This is a genomic window from Corallococcus sp. RDP092CA (genome assembly GCF_041903675.1).
GTDB lineage: Bacteria > Myxococcota > Myxococcia > Myxococcales > Myxococcaceae > Corallococcus.
Map to the genome: position 1 here is coordinate 64528 of NZ_JAYESI010000009.1, position 18675 is coordinate 83202.

Sequence of the window (18675 nt, forward strand, 5' to 3'; positions counted from 1 at the left end):
CACGAATTCCTGAAACCCTTTCTGTTTCTCCGGGTTGGTGTGTCCGTACAGCACCCGTTCCCGGAGCCCGTGTGCCCCCTCTCCCTCCCTCTCCGAGCCGATGGCCGCTGCTCGGGCTGCTGCTGGGATTCGCGCTCCCCGCCGTGGCCATGCCCACCGGCCCCGGCGCCTTCTGCGCGGAATATCCCACCGCGCCCGCGTGCCAGGGCACCCAGCCCGCGTGCACCTACTGCCACGTGGCCCCGCCCCAGCGGAACGGCTACGGCGCCGCGCTGGAGCCGCACCTCGCCCCCGGCAAGCCGCGCCCCCTGTCCGAGGCGGACTTCGCCGCGGCCCTCTCCGCCGCGCTGCGCGCCACCGCCAGCGAGGACGCCGACGGCGACGGCGCCCCCAACCAGTTCGAGATCGAGCAGGGCTCGCTCCCCGGCGACGCCACCAGCGTCCCGCCCAGCGGCGTCTGCGGCGGCGGAGAGAACCCCCAGTTCAGGGTCTGCCAGTACGACCCGCGCTTCGCGTACCGCCGCATGCTCAGCGACTTCTGCGGCACGTCCCCCACCTACGCCCAGCTGGCCAGCTTCGTCGCGCTGAGCAGCGAGCAGCAGCGCCCCTTCATCGACCAGGAGCTGGACCGCTGCCTCCAGTCCGACTTCTGGCGCGGGAAGCACGGGCAGCTCTGGAAGGTCGCGCACCCGAAGATCCGCCCCGTCGGCTCCATCAAGTCCGGCGAGGACGCGGGCATCATCCCGCTGGCGGACTACTACGACGACTACGCCCTCTTCGCCTGGTCCCAGACGGATGACCACGACGCCCGCGACGTCCTCACCGCCAGCTTCTACGTGAAGCGCTCGGGCACGGGCCCCACGACGTACACCGCCACCAGCAGCCTGTCCTCGCAGTTCGTGGAGGCCTCGCGCCGCGCCGGCAACATGACGAGCGCGTGGACGCTGACCTCGTTCGTCATGTTCACCGCGCTGCCGCGCAACGCCGCGTCGCAGATGTACCGTGCGTACCTGGGCCTGGACATCGCGAAGCAGGAGGGCCTGCACAGCGTCCCCAGCGAGCCGCGTGACTACGACGCCAAGGGCGTCCAGGCGGCCCAGTGCGCCGCGTGCCACGCGACGTTGGATCCGCTGTCGTACCCGTACCGCAACTACAACGGCCTGGGCGGACTGCCCAACCGCTACATCCCCAACCGGCTGGAGCTGCTGTTCCCCAACGAAGTGGCCACGCTGAAGGACACGCCCGAGCAGGGCGTCATCCTGGGCCAGCCGGTGAACACCCTCATGGAGTGGGCGCAGGTCGCCGCCAACAGCGACGCCTTCGCCATCTCCACCGTCACGGACTACTGGAAGCTGCTCGTCGGCCACGCGCCGCTGCCGGAGGAGAACGCGGAGTTCATCCGCACCTGGCAGGCCTTCCGCACGACGCACGCGTACCGCGTGCAGAAGATGCTTCACGACCTCATCCGCACGGAGGCCTACGGTGCGCCCTGAACGCCTGCTGCTGACCTGTCTGCTGCTCACGGGCTGCTCCGAGAAGCTCCCCGTCGCCGTCGACCTGGGACCGGGCGCGGACGCCGGCGTGACGCCCGCGTGGGACGGCGGCGTCGCGAAGTCCCAGAAGGGCAACCTGCGCTTCAAGGGCCCCGAGCGCCTGTCGCTCGACCTGGCCCAGGCGCTGGAGTTGCCCGCGGCCTCCGTGTGCAACGAGCTGGGCCAGTACCCCTGCCAGAGCGTGCACGGCGTGGCGCTGGGCGGCGTGGACCCCTACCAGCACAGCGTCTACGAGACCGCCTCCACGACGGGCGCCACCACCCCCATCGCCGTCGAGCGCACCGTGCTCTCCGCCTGCAACGCGCGCATCGCGCTGGACGTGAACGCGCCCGCCACCGCAGTGGTGTTCAAGGACGTGGCCCTCAGCTCGGACGGCAGGCTGGTGGACGCCGCGAGCCCCGCCGTCGCCGCGGCGGTGACCTCCCTGGTGCGCCGCGCGTGGCTGCGCGACCCGACCGTGGACGAGCGCGACACGCTGGTGCGCCTCGCCGCCGAAGTGCAGGCCACGGGCGCCACCACGCCGGGCGTCGCCTGGATGCAGGCCGCGTGTCTCGCCGTCTTCTCTTCCGCCGAAGCCGTCTTCTACTGAGGAACCCCACCCATGACCCTCAAGACCACGGGCCGGCTGTCGCGCCGGGAGCTGCTGCGGGCGCTGTCGCTCTGCGCCGCGGGCACCACGCTGGCCCCCCTCCTCTCCGGCTGCCGCGACTCCCTCCAGACGCCCGCGTCCCGGGAGAAGCTGGGCCAGGAGCGCGACCCGCTCGACGGCAAGCCGAAGTTCCTCATCGTCATTGGCGCGGCGGGGGGCGCGTCCATCGTGGACAGCTTCCTCGCGGTGCGCCAGTCCGAGTCCGCCAACGCCGCCGCGCTCAACACCTTCCCGGACGCGCAGGTGCAGTCCGTGGCGGACAGCCCCTTCCGCGCGGTGAAGTACAGCAACACGCGCCTGGGCAGCATCAACATCCCGGTCAACACCGACCAACTGGCGTTCGTGAAGAAGCACGCCAGCGAGATGCTGGTGGCCACCTCCGTGGGCACGTCCGTGAACCACGGCATCGCGCAGAAGCGCTCGCTCACGGGCAACGGCGCGTGGCGGGGGCGCACGCTCCAGGAGGCCGTCGCGCTCCAGTGGGGGAGCGGCATGCCCCTGCCCAACGTCAACATGGGCACCGGCGGCTACGCCGAGCGCGGCACCGACGACAGCCTGCCCCTGTCCTGCTTCGGCGAGCCCGTGGTCAACCCGTCCCTGTGGCCCCTGGGCCTGGACGGCGCGCGAGGCATCGCCGGGGCGCCCTCGAAGGACGTCATCGCGCTGGCGCGGAGCACGCGCGACGCCCTGGATTCGAAGTCCATCTTCGGACGCACGTTCCAGGACAGCGCCGCGCTGAAGCGCTGGAGCGAGCAGCGCGGCGTGCAGCAGCCGAAGCTGGAGGCGATGGACCTCATCACGAAGCTCAACATCCTCCCGGACCTGCCCTCCATTCCCCTGTCGAAGTACGGGCTGGAGAGCTCACCGGACGGAGCGCGGCTGCGCGAGGTGTTCCCCGGCTTCTTCACCGACCCGGTGCAGGGGCAGGCGGCGCTCGCGTTCCTGTTGCTCAAGTACCGGGTGTCCGTGTCGGTGACGCTGGGGCCGGACTTCAACGTCGCGGTGGGCGGGCCCAATGGCATCGCCAATCCGCCGCTCGCGTTCGACATCAGCCACAACGACCACCGGGGAGGTCAGGCCTTCATGTGGGCGCGCATCCTGTCCACGGTGGACTCGCTGATCACGCTGCTCAAGGCGGAGCCGTTCGACGCGACCTCCGGCGAGTCGATGTGGGACCGCACGCTCATCTACGTAGCCACGGAGTTCGGCCGCACGCGCCCGCGGCCCTCCGGCGCCACGGAGTTCGGCTCGGGGCACGACCTCAACAACGGCTTCCTGCTGCTGTCTCCCATGGTGAAGGGCAACACCGTCCTGGGCGGCGTGGACCCGGACACCACCCTCACCTACGGCTTCGACGCGCGCACTGGCGAGCGCCAGCCGGGCAAGCTGACGTCCAACGAGCCGGACATCTTCTCCGGCGTCCTCACCGCCATGGGCGCGGACCTGAGCGGCAGCGGCCTCCCGGACGCCAGCGCCTTCAAGCGGGCCTGAGCTGCCCCACTCCTGCCGGACTGGTTTTCACAGCCCGGGGCCCGGGGGCGCCACCTACCTGGTCAGCGACGCGGACGGTCGACCCGGGCGCGCCCATGTCAGTCCCGTGTGGTTGGCTGACGACGCTGGAGGGCCGTGCCCTCCCACTCCGGACGTCGTCTCAGCTCCCGTAGCAGCTCAGGGTCGAACCACCGCAGTAGCTGGACCCGGAGTTGCTCCAGGAGCCCGCCGAGTTGGTGCAGATCTGATTCTGCCGGCGCTCCAACGTAGGCGTGCAGCAGCCCACCTTGATGGTGCGCGTCTGGCCGGGGATGCAGCTGGCCTGCGCGGACACCTCCTGCGTGTCCTCCTGCACCGGAGCGCCCTCCTCGGGCGCCTCCACACCGCAGCCCACGGCCCCCAGCAGACAGGCCGCCACCAACAGTCCCCGCTTCAGCGTCTTCATGTGTCGCTCCCGGTGGTGAGTCACAGCCATCCGGGACGCTATCAAGCGTTCCCGGAGCCACCAGGATTTCCAGGGTTGCCCGAACCCGGGAGTCGGGCCCACAACACCGTGGCGTTGGGCCTCGCGGGCTCCGGGGTGATGCCCAGCTTCTTGAAGTCCTTCGAGTAGCGCGACCCCTTCAGCACCACCGCGCGGCGGGCCACGCGCCGGGCCTCGTCCACCGTCTCGCGCGTCAGCGGCGAGTAGTCCGCGTGGCGGCGCAGCGCTTCGAACGCGGCGGAGGACTTGCGCTCGCGCTCGAACATCGGATCGAAGAGCACCACGTCGAACGCGCCATCCGGCAGCGCGCGCAGATACGCCGCCGCGTCCGCGTGCACCACGTCCACCGCGCAGGCAGCCGGGTGACGCTCGAGCCCCTGAAGCCCGTGCCTCACCAGCAGGTAGAGCGCCGGACTCTTCTCCAGCGCGGTGACACTCCCTCCCGGCCCCACCAACCTCGCCGCCACCTGCGCGTCCGCGCCCAGGCCCAGCGTGCAGTCCAGCACGCGCTCCCCTTCGCGCAGACCCGCGACGCGCAGGAGCTGATCCTCCGTCACGCCCGCGTCCAACTGCCTCACCCGCAGGTGCGCCAGCCCCGGGGAGAAGCGCAACGTCCCTTCCGCGTCCACCAGCGACACCGCCGCGGACTCGAAGACGATGAGCGCATCCGCCGTGTCGGTGAGCAGCTTCTTCAGGGGCAGCTTGTGGTGACGCTCCACATACGGCACGCCCACCGCCTCCGCCGCACTCCGCGCACGCTGTGCGAGCGGCGCGTCCACCCGGTCCGACGTGGTGACCACCAGCGGCTGGCGTGAGGAAGCCTGGGTTCCGGAAGGAAGGGACATGGACCGGTGCAGCCTACCCCGCGCGCAAGCCGCCCCTCCGGGACACTCCCCCTGTTCACCGCCCCTCACCCACCCGCTCCCGGGGACGCATGGCCCCAGCCGGCGGCCCTCCTTACCTCTTCGCCATTGCGCGGGGATGTCATGGAAACCGCGTTCATACGGCCTTGCCGGTTCAGGGTCGGAGACGAAGAGGGGGAAGACATGCGACACCCACGAATGGCCCATGCGAGCGTTGTGCTGTTCAGCGTGGCGGGCCTGATGACCCTGGCCCTGCCGCGCATGGTGGCCCCCCCGGCACGGCCGCTGCTGGACACCCCCAGCGCCACGCCCACGGGCAAGGGACCGCGCGCCGTGGCCCTGGGGGACTTCGACGAGGACGGGCACCTGGATGTCATCACGGCCAACCACTCGGCGGGCACCGTCTCCGTGCTGCGGAACCGGGGGGACGGCACGTTCGCGCCCGGCCTGGAGCAGCCCACCGGCGCCCTGCCCGGCGCCGTCGCGGTGGGCGACTTCGACGGGGACGGCCACCTGGACGCGGTCACCAGCCACTTCGGGGGCACGGTGTCCGTGCTCCTGGGGCGCGGCGACGGGACGTTCGGGGCGCGGACCGAGCACTCCGTGGGCGCGGAGCCGTCCGCGCTGGACGTGGGCGACTTCGACGGCGACGGCCGCCTGGACGTGGTGACGGCCAACGCGCTCGAGGACTCCGTGTCGGTGCTGCTCAACCGGGGCGAGGGCCGCTTCGCCGCCCAGGCGGACGCGGCCGTGGGCACCAACCCGTTCGCGGTGGCGGTGGGCGACGTCAACCACGACGGGAAGGCGGACCTCATCACCGCGAACTACGTGGACACGGTGTCGGTGCTGCTCGGGAACGGGGACGGGACATTCCAGCCGCGCAGGGACTTCGCCACGGGCAACTCCCCCTACTCGGTCGCGGCGGTGGACGTGGACGGCGACGGGGCGCTGGACCTGGTCACCGCGAACTTCCGGGACCGGAGCGTGTCCGTGCTGCACGGCGACGGCACCGGCGCGTTCCCGGCGCGCGCGGACTTCCCCGTGCGGGACGCGCCGTCCTTCGTCGCGCCCGGCGACTTCAACGGCGATGGGACGCTGGACCTCATCACCGCGAACTCCAGCGACAACACCGTGTCCCTCCTGCCCGGCCGGGGCCACGGCGCCTTCGGCGCGCCCACGCGCCTGCCCACCGGCGACGGCCCCACGGCGGTGGCGGTGGGCATCCTCGACGGCGACCTGAAGCCGGACGTCATCACCGCCAACACCCGGGGGAATGACGTGTCCGTGCTGCGGGCCGCCGCCTCCTCGGACGTGGGGGTGACGCTCACCGCCGTCCCCAGGCAGGGCGCGTCCACGCCGCGCATCGAGTACACGCTCACCGTCACCCAGCACGGGCCGGATCCGCTGAGCCGGGCCGTCATCACCGTGGCGCTGCCTCCGGGCCTCCAGGCCAGCACCCAGGACTGCCACGTGTCCGCCGGCGCGCTCCAGTGCGAGGTGGGCCCGCTGGCCGTGGGCGACCGCGCCCTCCTGCGCTTCAGCGCGCCGCTGCCGCGCTCCAGCCTGGGCCTGTCCTACCGCATCACCGCCAGGCGCACGTTCAGCACCCCGGTGGACCTCCAGTCCGCCAACGACGTCGCCAGCCAGGACTACGCGTCCCTGGGTGGACTCGCGGCGACGTGGTGAGGGCCGTCCCGCCCCGAGCGCGGCGCGGGCCCGCCTCAGCGCGAGCGCTTCAGCTTGGACCACATGAGCCCGACGAAGGTGTCGGGGGCGGGCTCGGCGGTCATCAGCTCCTCGTCCTCGCGGCCTCGCGCCGGGGGCGGCAGGGGCTTGGGCTCCACGGGGAACGGCAGGGGCTCCGAGCTGTGCAGCCCCCGCGCGTGGCGCTCCATCACCTCCGCGAAGGAGCGCTGGGGCGCGGCGCGCGCCGCCACTGGCGCGGCGCCCTCCACGCTCTGGAGGGCCCGGATGCGAAGGATGACGTTCGCGCCTTCCGCGCGCGAAATGCCCGTCACCCGCCCGATTGGACCTCGCGGCCCGCGTGCCCGGCTCATCGGCTCCCTCCCGGTGCTCGGAGGGAACCGTAGCGCCTCCGGGCCTCCGCCGGCCACTGCCCGGTCCCCGGGGAGGCCCGCCCGTCCGGCCGGCCTCCGCGACGCCCGCTGAAACCGCCCGAGGGGGTCCCGCGTACCAGGGACAGCGCCCTTTTTCTGGAAGGCGCCCGGAGGCTTCGCGACCCATGTCGTCCGCCCGAACCGTGTCCTCTCCCACCCGGCGCCCGGTGGCCCGCCGGCTGTGGCCCGCCGTGCTGGTGCTGGCCGCCGCGCTGAGCGCGTGCACCGAGGCCCGTGGCGCTCCGCCCGGCGCGAAGCCCGAGGCCGCCGCGCCCGCCCCGGCGCGGGGCGGCCGCGCGTACGCGAAGCCGTCCGACGCGGAGCTGAAGCGCACCCTGTCCCCGCTGGCCTACCAGGTGACGCAGCACGAGGCCACCGAGCCGCCCTTCCGCAACGCCTACTGGAACCACCACGAGGAGGGGCTCTACGTGGACGTGGTCAGCGGCGAGCCGCTGTTCTCCTCGCGCGACAAGTTCGACTCCGGCACCGGCTGGCCCAGCTTCACCCGGCCCCTGGACAAGGCCCACGTGGTGGAGAAGCGCGACAGCACCCTGGGGATGGAGCGCGTGGAGGTGCGCTCGAAGGACGGCGACTCGCACCTGGGCCACGTCTTCGAGGACGGGCCCCAGCCCACGGGCCTGCGCTACTGCATCAACTCCGCGTCGCTGCGCTTCATCCCCGTGGGCGAGCTGGCCGCGAAGGGCTACGGCGCGTGGCTGCCGACGTTCGGCCGCGCGGCCCCCAGCGAGCCCCCGGGCGCGCTCGCCCCCGCCGCGGGCGCCGTCGTGCTGGCGAAGGCGCCGGGCCCCACGGAGGCCCCGCGCGAGACGGCGTACCTGGCGGGCGGGTGCTTCTGGGGCATGGAGGACATCCTCCGGAAGATCCCGGGCGTCATCGACACGGAGGTCGGCTACACGGGCGGCGCGAAGCGGGACGCCACCTACGAGGACGTGCACACCGGGGAGACGGGGCACGCGGAGGCCGTGCGCGTCGTCTTCAACCCGAAGCTGCTGACGTACGAGGCGCTGCTGGAGAAGTGGTTCTTCCGCATGCACGACCCGACGACGCTCAACCGCCAGGGCAACGACGTGGGCACGCAGTACCGCTCCGCCATCTTCTACCTGTCGGAAGCCCAGCGACAGACGGCGGAGGCGGTGAAGGCCCGCGTGGACCGGTCCGGCAAGTGGCCCCGGCCCGTCGTCACGCAGGTGGTCCCCGCCGGCCCGTGGGTGCCCGCCGAGGGCTACCACCAGGACTACCTGGTGAAGAACCCCGGCGGCTACACCTGCCACTACCTGCGCGACTGAGGAGCCCGCCGCGCCGTCACGCGGCGCGGTCGTGGACCTCGAAGGTCATGCCCGCCCGGCGCAGGCGCTCCACCAGCACCATGCCCATGGCGGACGCGGGGGTGAGGACGCCGCCCCGCTTGGGCAGGGGGTCGAAGGCGAGGCACAGCGCGGACTCCGCCAGCATGCGCGCCGTCGCCGCGTAGCCCGGGTCTCCCTTCGCCGCGACCTTGCCCTCCACCTTCACGCGCTGGCCGCTCTTGGGCGAGTGGCCCTCGCCGAGCAGCCGCACCTCGAAGAGGCCGCGCTCGCGCACGGTGGCGGACGGGCCCTGGCCCGGCGCGGGCAGCACGTGCTTCTCCAGGAGCTCGCGCGCGACGTCCACGTTGGACAGGGCCATGAAGCCGCCCAGCCCCGCGGTGGTGGCCACGGCGAGCGCCAGGCCCCTGGGCCCGGGGCCGAAGTCGGAGACCTCCGAGTAGAAGAAGTCGCGGCCCCACGGGAAGCCCAGGAGCGCGTTGGAGCGCCGCACCACGCGCGTGTTGACGGACGCCATCACGAAGGGCCCGGTCCACGTGCCCGTGTCCCGGCTCCTCCTCACCGTGGACAGGTCGCGCTCCTCCTGGGTGCCTTGGGAGGGCTCGGGGTCCAGCGCGTGGGCGCTGGTGAGCACCTTCTTGAGGGACGGCTCCGCCTTCACCGCCGCCAGGGTGTCCATCATGCTGGCGATGGTGCCGCCGCTGAAGCCTCCGCGCATGCGCAGCAGGTGGAAGCGCACCTGGTCGCAGTGGCCGCCGTGCTTCTCGCGCATGTAGTCCTGGACCATCAGCGTGCCCAGGTCCGAGGGGATGGAGTCGAAGCCGCAGGTGTGCACGATGCGGGCGCCCGTCTCGCGCGCCCGCGCGTCGTGGGCGTCGATGGTCCGGCGCATGAACTGCACCTCGCCTGTCAGGTCGCAGTAGTCCGTGCCGGCGCGGACGCACGCGGCGACCAGCTCGTGGCCGTAGCGGGCGTAGGGGCCCACGGTGGAGATGATGACGCGCGTGCGCGCGACCATCGCGTCCAGCGAGGCCGGGTCCTTCGCGTCCGCGAGCACCACCGGCAGGGCCGCCAGGTCCGGCCGCGCCTTCACCAGCTCCGAGCGGACCTGGTCGAGCTTCGCCTTGTCGCGCCCGGCGAGGGCCCACCTGGCGCGGTGGGTGTCCTGCGTGCGCGCGAGGTACTCCGCCACCAGGCGGCCGGTGAAGCCCGTGGCGCCCCACAGGAGGATGTCGAACTCGGCCTTCTTGTCATGTGCCATGGGGCGGCGCGTAGCCGGAGCCTCCATGTGCGCGCAAGCGGGATTCCACCCGCCGTGGACGCGGTGTTCAGCCCCGGCCGACGCCGAAGTAGGTGAAGCCCGCGCCGCGCGTGTCCATGAACAGGAGGGGGCTCTCCGTGCGCACGAAGGGCGCGTAGAGCTCGCCCATGATGCGGCGGGCCCGCGCGGAGTCCACGCCGATGACGACGCGGTCCGGCTTGAGGAAGTCCTCCAGCGCGGCGCCCTCCTTGAGGAACTCCGGGTTGGAGACGACGTCGAAGGCGTGCGCGGTGTTCCGCGCGAGGACCGCCCGGACCTGGTCCGCCGTCCCCACCGGCACGGTGCTCTTGTCCGCCACCACCGTGTAGTGCCGCAGCGCCCGGCCCACCGCCTCCGCCGCCACGAGCACGTGCTGGAGGTCGGCGCTCCCGGACTCGCCCATGGGCGTGCCCACCGCGATGAACACCACCGCCGCGGCCCCCACCGCCGCCGGCAGGTCCGTGGTGAAGCGCAGCCGGCCGGCCTCGCGGTTGCGGCGCACCAGCTCCTCCAGGCCCGGCTCGTAGATGGGCAGCCGCCCGCGGCGCAGCGCCGCCACCTTCGCCTGCTCCACGTCCACGCAGGTGACGTCGTGACCGGCCTCGGAGAAGCACGTGCCCGCGACCAGCCCCACGTAGCCCGTCCCGATGACGGCGCTTCTCATGGCTCCCGCTCCTCCTCGTCCGCGCTCAGGGCGCCCGGCCGGACGCGGCCTCGCGCGCGTAGTGCTCCAGGGTCCGCGCGCGGTGCGCCGCCGTGTGCTCGGCGAGCACCCGCGCCCGGGCCCGCTGTCCCACCGCCTCGCGCTCCGCCTCCGGCAGCTCGCGCAGGTAGCGCAGCGTCTCCGCCGCGTCGTGCGACACCAGCAGCTCGACGCCCGGCGTGAAGAAGGTGTCCAGCCCCTCCCACGCGTCGCTGATGACGGGCACGCCGCACGCGGCCGCCTCGAACAGCCGCACGCTCGGCGAGTGCCCGGCGCGCACCATGTCCGCGCGGGTGACGTTCAGCGTGAAGCGCTGGGCGGTGTAGAAGGCCGCGTGCTCCGGCGGCGCCAGGTGCTGCACGCGCTCCACGTTGCGCGGCCAGGCGAGGTCCCCGGGGTACTGGGGCCCGGCCACCACGAAGCGACCCTCGGGCCAGCGCCGGGCCGCGTCCAGCATCAGCCGCTCCAGCACCGGCTGCCGGTCGTGGCTGTACGTGCCCAGGTAGCCCAGGTCCCAGCGGGCCGTCCCCGCGCGCGGGCCATACAGCTCCGGGTCGCAGCCGCAGTAGAGCGGCCGGGCCGCGGGCGAGCCCAGCTCCCGCACCAGCGCCCGGTAGGTGGTGGCGTGGCCGTTGCCCCAGCTGGAGGTGATGGACAGCCCCAGGATGACGATGTGCATGTGCTGGGGCTCCATCACGCCGGCCCTCCGCGTGACGGGGCGCGGTACCCCAGCGCCGCCTCCACCTCCACCGCGCGGTGCGCGTACGTGTGCTCGGCCAGCACGCGCCGGAGCGCGGCCTGCCCGATGCGCCTCGCGTCCTCCAGGGTGAGGCGTCGCAGGTGCTCGGCGACCTCTTCGCCGGAGCGGGCCACCAGCACCTCGCGGCCGGGCTCCAGGAACCGCGCGACGCCCTCGAAGGCGTCGGTGATGAGGCAGGCGCCGGCGCCCGCGGCCTCGAACACGCGCGTGGCCGGGGAGAAGCCGAAGCGGGCCATGCTGTCGCGGTGGATGTTGAGCACCGCGCGCGCCGAGCAGTTCACCGCGTTGTGGTCCTGCGTGTAGACGTGGCCCAGGCGCACGATGTTGGCGGGCAGGACGCGGCTCTCCCAGCCGCTGCCCCCCAGGAGCATGCGCGAGCGGGGCAGCGCCTCCGCGGCCTTGAAGAAGAACGCCTCCACGCGCGCCTCGCGGTCCGGCAGCCGGTTGCCCAGGAAGGACAGGTCGCAGGCGAAGCGCCAGTCGGGGGGCACGGGGTGGTGCGTGTCCGGATCCAGCGCGTTGTAGATGGGCACGCAGTGCCTCGCGCCCAGCTCGCGGTACGCGCTCACCACCGGCGCGCCGCCGCCGTAGGTGAGGATGTGGTCATAGCGCGGGATGAGCGCGCGGAAGCGGTGGTGGGCGTCCTTCGCCACGACCTCCAGCGTGGCGGGCGCGTCCACGTCCCAGAACACCACCTGCGTGCCGGTGCGGCGCAGCTCCGGCACGCGCGACTCCAGGTACGCGTCGAAGACGCCCACGCCGCTGGCCTTCACCACCACGTCCGCGCCGAAGGCGTCGTCCAGGCACTCATCCAGCGAGCCCATGTTGTTGGCGTAGACGACGACGCGGGCCCAGTCCGGGTCCTGGATGTCGCGGTGCTCCTGCCGGCCGTAGGCGTCCGGTTCGTAGAAGGTGACCTGGTGGCCGCGCGCGTGCAGGGCGCGGATGAGGCCCCGGTAGTAGGTGGCCGCGCCGTTCCAGTAGGCGGACACCAGGCTGGAACCGAAGAAGGCGATGCGGAGGCCGTGGCTCATACGAAGACCCTTTCGGAGGACTGCGGACGGAGGACGTCGCCGGACATGCCCAGCGACTGACAGATGCCCAGGAGCTCCTCCACGCGGTGGGCGCACGTGTGCCGCGACAGGACCGTGCGCAGGCCGGCCATCGCGAACGCGTGCCGCATCTCCGCGTCCGCGACGAGCGCGGACAGGTGGCGCCGCATCTGGGCTCCGTCGCGGGCGACGAGGTAGTCCTGGCCCGCGGTGAAGAGCCCCTCCGCGTCCTCCCAGGGGGCGGACACCAGGGGGATGCCGCACGCCAGCGCCTCGAAGGGGCGGATGGTGGGGATGCCAGGCAGCAGGGTGGCGTAGGGCCGCCGGGGGATGTGCACGGTGACGCGCGCCTGGGAGAAGGCCATGGGCACGCGGTGGTTGGGGAGCCAGCCGGCGTATTCGATGCCGGCATCGAAGAGGGCGCGCAGGGCGGGGGCCGGGTAGCGCACGCCGTGCACGCGCGCGGTCAGCCCCAGCGCGTGGACCGGCTCCAGGAGGAACGCCTCCAGCTCCTTCGTGCGCTCGTCGTCCCCCCAGTTGCCGATCCACACCAGGTCGCGCACCTCGCGGTTGCGCGGGTGCGGATGGAACACGCGCACGTCGGCGGCCTCGTGCCAGGTCCAGGCCCGCTGCGCCTGGCCCCGCTCCAGGTAGAGGTCCCGGAGCACGTCTCCGAAGGCGAGCACGCCGTCGTACCGGGACAGGTCAGAGGCGGCCATCGCCTCGGGCGAGCTCATGCGCCGGTGGTGCGTGTCGTGGAAGAGGAGGCGGAAGCGGCCGCCGTCGCGGCGGTGCCTTCCGATGCGGCGCACCAGGTCCGGCGGCGTCCACTCGTGGACCAGGACCAGGTCCGCGCCGTCGAGCACGGCCTCCAGGTCCAGCGCGTCGGGTGCGTACCGCTCTGGACGCACGTGCGGGTACATGGCGCGCAGCTCGCCGAGCGCGGCCAGGCCGAGGGGCTCCTCCAGGAGGTTCTGGAGGCTCCACGCGTCCGAAGGCTCGAGCACGCGCACGGCGTGACCGCGCACGGCCAGCTCCGTCACCACTCCGCGCAGGAAGTGAGCGTTGCCGTGGTTCCAGTCCGACAGCAGGGAGTGGCAGAAGAGGATGACGCGCATGGGTGGACAGGCTCCTCGGTTCGTCAGGACACGCGGCGCCCGGGCTGGACGAGGCCCGCGTAGAGCTCCAGGTAGGCCTCCGCCATCCGGCGGGGCGTGAAGGTGAGCGCGCGCGCCGCCTCGCCCGCCAGCCGCACCAGCCGCGAATAGATGCGCCAGTCCTTATCGAGCTCGAAGTCCCAGTGGGACTTGTTGTTCGGCTCATTCCAGAGCTTCACCGCTTCAATCATCGCGCGCCCCCTGTCATCCAGGGTGTGCAGCACCCGTGGCCTTTCAAGGCAACCACCCCCCAGGGGCATCCCCGCGCCCCATGGCCACCCCTCCCCACCGGGCCCCTTGCCACGAAGTACGAAAGGCTTCGTTGACACCTACGAAATCGTTCGTATATCTCTGCGTAGAGAGCCGTGAGGAGAGAGGGAGCCATGAGCCGAGGAAAGCCGCCGCGACCCACGGATGCCGAGCTGGCCATCCTGCGGGTGCTGTGGGACCAGGGGGCACGCACCGTGCGCGAGGTCCACGAGACGCTCCAGGACGGGAGTGGTTACACCACCGTCCTGAAGACGATGCAGATCATGACGGAGAAGGGGCTGGTGACGCGCGACGAGTCCCAGCGCGCGCACGTCTACAGCGCCCGGCTCCCTCGGGAGAGCACCCAGCAGCAGCTGGTCACCGACCTGATGGACCGCGTGTTCGGCGGCTCCCCTGCGCGGCTCGCCCTGCAGGCCCTGTCCACGAAGAAGACGTCCCCCGAGGAGCTGGCGGAGCTGCGCCAGTTGCTGGATTCGCTCGAGAAGGAGCCGGAGCCATGAACGGTCTCATCCTGGAAGCGGTGGGTTGGGCGCTCGTGCACCTGGTGTGGCAGGGCGCGCTCGTGGCGGCGGCGCTGGCGCTGGCGCTCCGATGGGTAGGCCGGCGCTCGGCGAACCTGCGCTACGCGCTGGCGTGCGGCGCGCTGGGCATCATGCTGGTGCTACCAGTGGCCACCGCGTGGCGGCATGCCTCGCGCGCGGTGGAGCCCCGCCCGGTGCGCTCGACGGCCCTCGCGCGGGCACCGGCGTCCGCGCAGCGACCGGCGTCCGTTCCCCTCGTGACGCTGCCCACCACACTCCCTGTATCCGTGAAAGAGCCAGCGGCGCTGCCCCGGCTGGACGAACTGTTCCAGCAGGTGGGCGAGCGCCTGCCCTGGCTGGTGCTGGCATGGGGCCTGGGCGTGGCGGCGTCGTCAGTGCGCCTGCTCAAGGGCTGGGTGGGCCTGCGGCGCCAGGTGCACGAGGCGGTGCACGCATCGTGGGAATGGCAGCAGCGAGTGGCGGTGCTGGCGCGGCGGCTGAACCTCACGCGTCCAGTGCGCCTGCTGGTGTCGTCGAAGCTGGACGTGCCGTCCACGCTGGGCTGGCTGCGGCCGGTGGTCCTGGTCCCCACCGCCACGCTCACCGGGCTGACCGTGCGGGAGCTGGAGCTGGTGCTGGCCCATGAGCTGGCCCACATCCGCCGTCACGACTTCGCGGTGAACGTGGTGCAGACGCTGGTGGAGACGCTCCTCTTCTACCATCCGGCCGTGTGGTGGATGTCCCAGGTCATCCGCGTGGAGCGGGAGAACTGCTGTGACGACCTCGCCGTGCGACAGGGTCCCGGCGCCCTCCCCTATGCCCGAGCACTCACCTCACTGGAAGCCCTGCGGCTGCAGGGCATGGACGCCAGCGGCCCCGCGATGTCCGCGCTGGGAGGCTCGTTGAAGGACCGCGTGCGGAGGCTGGTGGTGGCGCCCCCGTCGCGGTGCTCGTCGCGCTGGGCGGCGGGGGTCTCCATCGTCACGCTGGCCAGCAGCCTGGCCCTGGCGGCGCCGCTGACGGCGCTCGCCGTGCAGCCCGCGAAGGTGACCGATACGAAGCCCACTCTGAGCGGCACGCCCACGACCCTGGCTCATCCGGGGGTCGCCGCCTCCGTGGACTCCACGCGAGCCGCTTCGATGCCCGCGCCCGCCGGCTCTGCGTCCACGTCGATTGCGCCCTTCGTGACGCACGCCGGCTCCCTGGCCGCGCCGGTCGCTTCATCGGTGTCGGCGCCGCTTGTCGGTCCTCAGCCCGCGCGGATCTCCGCATCGGCGCTGTCACCGTTTGAGGCCTCCCAGGGAGAATTGCTCGCCGTCGCTGCGGCGACCCCTCCCCCGAGGTCAACTCCCGCGCCGGACATCGCCGCCGCGCCCGCTCCGCAGCCGGTTCCCGCTCCGACCATCTCGGCGGCTCCGACCGCGGCTGCGACTCCCGCGCCGGTCGCCGCGCCCTCCGACAAGGAGAAGACCCGCGCCGCGCGGAAGGAGTCGGATGACGCCGACGAGAAGACCCGCGTGGGCGTGGATCCACTGAGCGTGGACCAGCTCGTCGCGCTGAAGGTCGCGGGGGTCACCCCGGAGGCCGTCGAACGCATCTCCGCCATGGGCTACGCCCCCACCGTGGACACGCTGGTGAGCATCCAGCACGCCGGCATCACGCCAGAGTACGTGAAGGCCATGACGGACCGCTTCGGCCGCGCCATCCCCGCCGAGCAGCTGGTGGCCATGAAGCACCTGGGCGTCACCCCCGAGTGGCTGGGGCAGATGGCGGCCCTGGGCTTCGGCAAGGAGAACCCCGACGACCTGCTCGCCGCCAAGGCGATGAACATCAACGCCACCTGGCTCAACGAGCTGAAGGCCGCCGGCTTCGGGAACCTGACGCTGGATGAAGCCGTACAACTGCGCGCGATGTCCGTCGACGCCAGCTTCCTGCGCGAGCTGGACGCCGCGGGCGTCAAGCCCGCCACCGTGGATGAGCTGGTGCGCCTGCGCGTCGGCGGCGTGGACGCGGACTACATCCGCCGCATGCAGAAGCCCCGGAAGTAACCCCCTCCACCTCCCAAGCGGTCCCACCGCGCGCTCCATCCCGAGCACGCGGGAGGGCCGCGCCTTGTCGAAGAAGGAGTCGCCGTCATGACGTCGCGCCTGTCTCCGTGGCTCACCCTGGCCGTGATGTTCCTCGCCCTCCCCGCCGAAGCGCAGCGCGCCGGCATGTGGGGCGCGTACGTGAAGGAGCAGCAACTGCAACTGTCGTTGCACCCGAAGGACCACCCCGATTCGCACCACGGCTTCTCCGCCCCGCTGTCCGACTTCCAGGGGCTGTCCACGGCGGACGGGAGCAGCGCCCCCTTCAAGCTGGTGCGAGAAGCGGGCACGTTCGACTTCGAGGGCCGCTTCAACGACGGGCAGGGCGCGGGCACCTGGCGCTTCAGCCCGGACGCCCGCTTCACGAAGAAGCTGGCGGAGCTGGGCATTCCCCAACCCACCTCGGACGAACAATTCCTCATGGCCAACGTGAACGTCGGCCCCCAGCGCGTCCAGGCGCTCGCGGCCGTGGGCCAGAGGGTGACCACCGTGGATGAGCTGGTCCAGGTGGGCCTCTTCCAGGTCACCCCGGAATACGTCCGGGCCATGGCCGCCGAGGGCTACCCGAAGCTGACCCTCCAGCAGCTGGTGGACTGCCGCATCCACGGCATCACACCGGAGCGCATCCAGGGCCTCGCCGCGCTGGGCTTCAAGGAAATGCCCCTGGATTCGCTCATGGCCATGACCCTCCATGGCGTGACACCGGACTTCATCCGCGAGATGCGCGGCCTGGGCTTCCCGGACCTGAGCGCGGACGACCTCGTCTCCATGCGCATCCACGGCGTCACGGCCGCCTTCGTGAAAGAGATGCGCGGCATGGGCTACACGAACGCCACCGTGGATGACTTCGTCTCCATGCGCATCCACGGCATCGACTCCATCTTCGTCCGCTCGATGTCGAAGCCACGCAAGTAGCCCGCGCTGTCGTGGGTTTCCCTCACGCGCGCCAGACCGCCCCGCCCAGTGGTGGGGCCGGGGCAACAAGGGGGTCGTCGAGCGCATGGACCTCCAGCGCGGCGGCCACTGGCGCTTCGTCGGGCACGCCCCCAACGGCAGCACGCACGGCTTCGAGGGCCGCCACCGCGAGGTGACACGACCCGCAGCGTCCGGGGCGCGAGGCGCTCCACGGGAGCACTCCACGCGAGGAGCGACCTCAGGCCGGAGGTGTTGAACACCTGCCGGTGTCCGGCGCGAAGTCCCGCGTCGTCCGGCGGCGTGGCCGGGCGGCACGGAGCCGCATTCCGTCATACCCCCATCCTGCCTTTCGGTGTATCCCTGGCTCCCCCACGGGCTTCCCCCCTGCCCGCCCCCCAGGAGCGCAGCCATGCACCACAGCCGACTCAGCACGTTCGTCATCGACTGCAAGGTCGAGGACATTGACGCCGCCGCCCGCTTCTGGAGCGCGGCGCTGGGACGGGCGCTGGCCCCGGCGGACCCGGACTCCCCCACCTACCGCGAGCTGGTGGCGAAGCCCGAGGAGCCGATGATCCTCATCCAGCAGGTGGAGCACGAGAGCCGCATCCACCTGGACATCGAGTCGGACGACCTGGACGCGGAGCTGGAGCGGCTGGAGTCGCTGGGCGCGAAGCGCATCGCCTACGTGAAGCGCTGGTGGGTGATGGAGTCTCCCACCGGACAGCGCTTCTGCATCGTCCGCCCGCAGCGCGGCCCCCTGGAGGGACGCGCCAACGTGTGGGACGGCGAGGGCCGCTGAAGGAGGCGCCCTACCCCGTCCCCAGCGCGGCCTGGAGCAGGTCCAGCAGCCCCGGCCACTCCTCCGCGGACAGCCACAGCCCCTCCGGCGCGTGCGCCGCGGTCATCCGCAGGGAGGAGGACTCGAAGAGGCGGGCCGCCAGCGCGCCCTCCTGGGGCAGCCGCCCCTCCAGCCGGAGCACCTGTCCGTCCCAGGCCAGCTCCGGCGGCAGCAGCCGGCGCGCCAGGGCCTGGAGCGCGCTCTTCCCCGCCCCCGAGCGCAGCGCGCCCATGAGCAGCGACGACGCGCCGGGGGAGCCCTCCAGCTCCACCCGGCCCGGCGTGGCCAGCCACAGCGTGTAGCGGCCCCGGGCCAGCTCCACGCGCTGGGGGGTCGTCTCCACGCGCAGCTTCCAGCCGCGCACGTCCAGCCGCAGGTCGTACACGGTGGCGGTGCTGTCCCAGGAGCGCAGGGTGAGCCCCTTCACGCGGCCCAGCACGCCGCGCGACAGCGCCTCCACCCGCGCGTGCGACAGGCGCACCCGCCGGCCCGCCACGTCCACCGCCACCTGGTTGGACAGCCCCTCCGGCAGGGCCCGGGCCCACGCGAGCACCCCCTCCAGCATTCCCGTCCACGGCTGCCCCGCCATC

The 18675-nt window shown here is 72.4% G+C and carries 18 protein-coding genes and 1 pseudogene; 9 read left to right on the plus strand and 10 right to left on the minus strand.

Annotated features, from left to right (window positions below; translation table 11 throughout):
• The first annotated feature begins 71 nt into the window (after positions 1-71).
• From U8525_RS12460 to U8525_RS12470, 3 genes are read left to right on the plus strand one after another with little or no spacing between them, the layout of a single operon-like run.
• Positions 72-1493 (plus strand): hypothetical protein, encoded by a 1422-nt coding sequence (locus tag U8525_RS12460; protein ID WP_374265112.1) that lies wholly within the window; start codon positions 72-74, stop codon positions 1491-1493.
• Positions 1483-2142 carry a hypothetical protein gene (locus tag U8525_RS12465; protein ID WP_374265114.1) on the plus strand — a complete coding sequence of 220 codons (660 nt, stop codon included), beginning with the start codon at positions 1483-1485 and terminating at the stop codon, positions 2140-2142. Before U8525_RS12460 ends, U8525_RS12465 begins: the two co-directional genes overlap by 11 nt.
• 12 nt (positions 2143-2154) lie before the next feature.
• Entirely contained in the window at positions 2155-3693 is a 1539-nt protein-coding gene (locus tag U8525_RS12470; protein ID WP_374265116.1) for a hypothetical protein, read from the plus strand.
• A gap of 160 nt (positions 3694-3853) precedes the next feature.
• Here the strand turns inward: U8525_RS12470 and U8525_RS12475 are convergent, their stop codons facing one another.
• Both U8525_RS12475 and U8525_RS12480 read right to left on the minus strand, forming a co-directional pair.
• Positions 3854-4138 (minus strand): hypothetical protein, encoded by a 285-nt coding sequence (locus U8525_RS12475; protein ID WP_374265118.1) that lies wholly within the window; start codon positions 4136-4138, stop codon positions 3854-3856.
• 41 nt (positions 4139-4179) lie between these two features.
• The gene (locus U8525_RS12480) at positions 4180-5022 is read right to left on the minus strand and encodes a class I SAM-dependent methyltransferase (protein ID WP_374265119.1); all 843 of its coding nucleotides are present in this window, start codon (positions 5020-5022) and stop codon (positions 4180-4182) included.
• Between the two features lie 201 nt (positions 5023-5223).
• Here U8525_RS12480 and U8525_RS12485 point away from each other — a divergent pair, with 201 nt between their 5' ends.
• The gene (locus U8525_RS12485; RefSeq protein WP_374265121.1) at positions 5224-6726 is read left to right on the plus strand and encodes an FG-GAP-like repeat-containing protein; all 1503 of its coding nucleotides are present in this window, start codon (positions 5224-5226) and stop codon (positions 6724-6726) included.
• 35 nt (positions 6727-6761) lie between these two features.
• On the opposite strand, the gene U8525_RS12490 is transcribed toward U8525_RS12485, so the two are convergent.
• Entirely contained in the window at positions 6762-7058 is a 297-nt protein-coding gene (locus U8525_RS12490; protein WP_374265123.1) for a hypothetical protein, read from the minus strand.
• Positions 7059-7282: 224 nt separating this feature from the next.
• Between U8525_RS12490 and U8525_RS12495 the strand changes: the two genes are divergently transcribed.
• Complete coding sequence (locus U8525_RS12495; protein ID WP_374265125.1) at positions 7283-8464, plus strand: bifunctional methionine sulfoxide reductase B/A protein; 1182 nt, start codon at positions 7283-7285, stop codon at positions 8462-8464.
• Positions 8465-8480: 16 nt separating this feature from the next.
• On the opposite strand, the gene U8525_RS12500 is transcribed toward U8525_RS12495, so the two are convergent.
• The 6 genes and pseudogenes from U8525_RS12500 to U8525_RS12525 form a co-directional block, all read right to left on the minus strand.
• Positions 8481-9743 (minus strand): trans-acting enoyl reductase family protein, encoded by a 1263-nt coding sequence (locus U8525_RS12500; protein ID WP_374265127.1) that lies wholly within the window; start codon positions 9741-9743, stop codon positions 8481-8483.
• A gap of 85 nt (positions 9744-9828) precedes the next feature.
• A pseudogene (locus U8525_RS12505) lies at positions 9829-10446 on the minus strand (nucleotide sugar dehydrogenase); the annotation flags it as partial.
• 25 nt (positions 10447-10471) lie between these two features.
• Positions 10472-11164 (minus strand): glycosyltransferase, encoded by a 693-nt coding sequence (locus U8525_RS12510; protein WP_374265129.1) that lies wholly within the window; start codon positions 11162-11164, stop codon positions 10472-10474.
• Positions 11165-11178: 14 nt separating this feature from the next.
• Positions 11179-12279, minus strand: coding sequence for a glycosyltransferase (locus U8525_RS12515; RefSeq protein ID WP_374265131.1), 1101 nt, complete (start codon positions 12277-12279; stop codon positions 11179-11181).
• On the minus strand, positions 12276-13415 hold the full coding sequence (locus tag U8525_RS12520; protein WP_374265133.1) for a glycosyltransferase: 1140 nt from the start codon (positions 13413-13415) through the stop codon (positions 12276-12278). Before U8525_RS12520 ends, U8525_RS12515 begins: the two co-directional genes overlap by 4 nt.
• Before the next feature lie 23 nt (positions 13416-13438).
• Positions 13439-13678, minus strand: coding sequence for a hypothetical protein (locus tag U8525_RS12525; protein ID WP_374265135.1), 240 nt, complete (start codon positions 13676-13678; stop codon positions 13439-13441).
• Between the two features lie 159 nt (positions 13679-13837).
• Between U8525_RS12525 and U8525_RS12530 the strand changes: the two genes are divergently transcribed.
• The 4 genes from U8525_RS12530 to U8525_RS12545 all read left to right on the plus strand — a co-directional run bounded on the left by U8525_RS12530 (position 13838) and on the right by U8525_RS12545 (position 18046).
• Positions 13838-14224 (plus strand): BlaI/MecI/CopY family transcriptional regulator, encoded by a 387-nt coding sequence (locus U8525_RS12530; RefSeq protein ID WP_374265137.1) that lies wholly within the window; start codon positions 13838-13840, stop codon positions 14222-14224.
• Positions 14221-16293: a M56 family metallopeptidase gene (locus U8525_RS12535; protein ID WP_374265139.1), complete on the plus strand. Its 2073-nt coding sequence runs from the start codon at positions 14221-14223 to the stop codon at positions 16291-16293. The genes U8525_RS12530 and U8525_RS12535 overlap by 4 nt, the downstream gene beginning before the upstream one ends.
• An 87-nt stretch (positions 16294-16380) precedes the next feature.
• Positions 16381-17247: a 4-hydroxy-3-methylbut-2-enyl diphosphate reductase gene (locus tag U8525_RS12540; protein ID WP_374265141.1), complete on the plus strand. Its 867-nt coding sequence runs from the start codon at positions 16381-16383 to the stop codon at positions 17245-17247.
• Positions 17248-17656: 409 nt separating this feature from the next.
• Positions 17657-18046 (plus strand): VOC family protein, encoded by a 390-nt coding sequence (locus U8525_RS12545; RefSeq protein ID WP_374265143.1) that lies wholly within the window; start codon positions 17657-17659, stop codon positions 18044-18046.
• A 10-nt stretch (positions 18047-18056) separates the two neighbouring features.
• Here the strand turns inward: U8525_RS12545 and U8525_RS12550 are convergent, their stop codons facing one another.
• The gene (locus U8525_RS12550) at positions 18057-18674 is read right to left on the minus strand and encodes a hypothetical protein (RefSeq protein WP_374265145.1); all 618 of its coding nucleotides are present in this window, start codon (positions 18672-18674) and stop codon (positions 18057-18059) included.
• Between the last annotated feature and the right edge of the window lies 1 nt (position 18675).

Bases quoted from the DNA above. Each gene is read 5' to 3' on its own strand.
- U8525_RS12500 (WP_374265127.1), bottom strand. From the start codon at position 9,743: ATGGCACATGACAAGAAGGCCGAGTTCGACATCCTCCTGTGGGGCGCC.
- U8525_RS12495 (WP_374265125.1), top strand. From the start codon at position 7,283: ATGTCGTCCGCCCGAACCGTGTCCTCTCCCACCCGGCGCCCGGTGGCC.
- U8525_RS12540 (WP_374265141.1), top strand. From the start codon at position 16,381: ATGACGTCGCGCCTGTCTCCGTGGCTCACCCTGGCCGTGATGTTCCTC.
- U8525_RS12550 (WP_374265145.1), bottom strand. From the start codon at position 18,674: ATGGCGGGGCAGCCGTGGACGGGAATGCTGGAGGGGGTGCTCGCGTGG.
- U8525_RS12545 (WP_374265143.1), top strand. From the start codon at position 17,657: ATGCACCACAGCCGACTCAGCACGTTCGTCATCGACTGCAAGGTCGAG.
- U8525_RS12480 (WP_374265119.1), bottom strand. From the start codon at position 5,022: ATGTCCCTTCCTTCCGGAACCCAGGCTTCCTCACGCCAGCCGCTGGTG.
- U8525_RS12475 (WP_374265118.1), bottom strand. From the start codon at position 4,138: ATGAAGACGCTGAAGCGGGGACTGTTGGTGGCGGCCTGTCTGCTGGGG.
- U8525_RS12485 (WP_374265121.1), top strand. From the start codon at position 5,224: ATGCGACACCCACGAATGGCCCATGCGAGCGTTGTGCTGTTCAGCGTG.
- U8525_RS12520 (WP_374265133.1), bottom strand. From the start codon at position 13,415: ATGCGCGTCATCCTCTTCTGCCACTCCCTGCTGTCGGACTGGAACCAC.
- U8525_RS12530 (WP_374265137.1), top strand. From the start codon at position 13,838: ATGAGCCGAGGAAAGCCGCCGCGACCCACGGATGCCGAGCTGGCCATC.
- U8525_RS12470 (WP_374265116.1), top strand. From the start codon at position 2,155: ATGACCCTCAAGACCACGGGCCGGCTGTCGCGCCGGGAGCTGCTGCGG.
- U8525_RS12510 (WP_374265129.1), bottom strand. From the start codon at position 11,164: ATGCACATCGTCATCCTGGGGCTGTCCATCACCTCCAGCTGGGGCAAC.
- U8525_RS12535 (WP_374265139.1), top strand. From the start codon at position 14,221: ATGAACGGTCTCATCCTGGAAGCGGTGGGTTGGGCGCTCGTGCACCTG.
- U8525_RS12515 (WP_374265131.1), bottom strand. From the start codon at position 12,279: ATGAGCCACGGCCTCCGCATCGCCTTCTTCGGTTCCAGCCTGGTGTCC.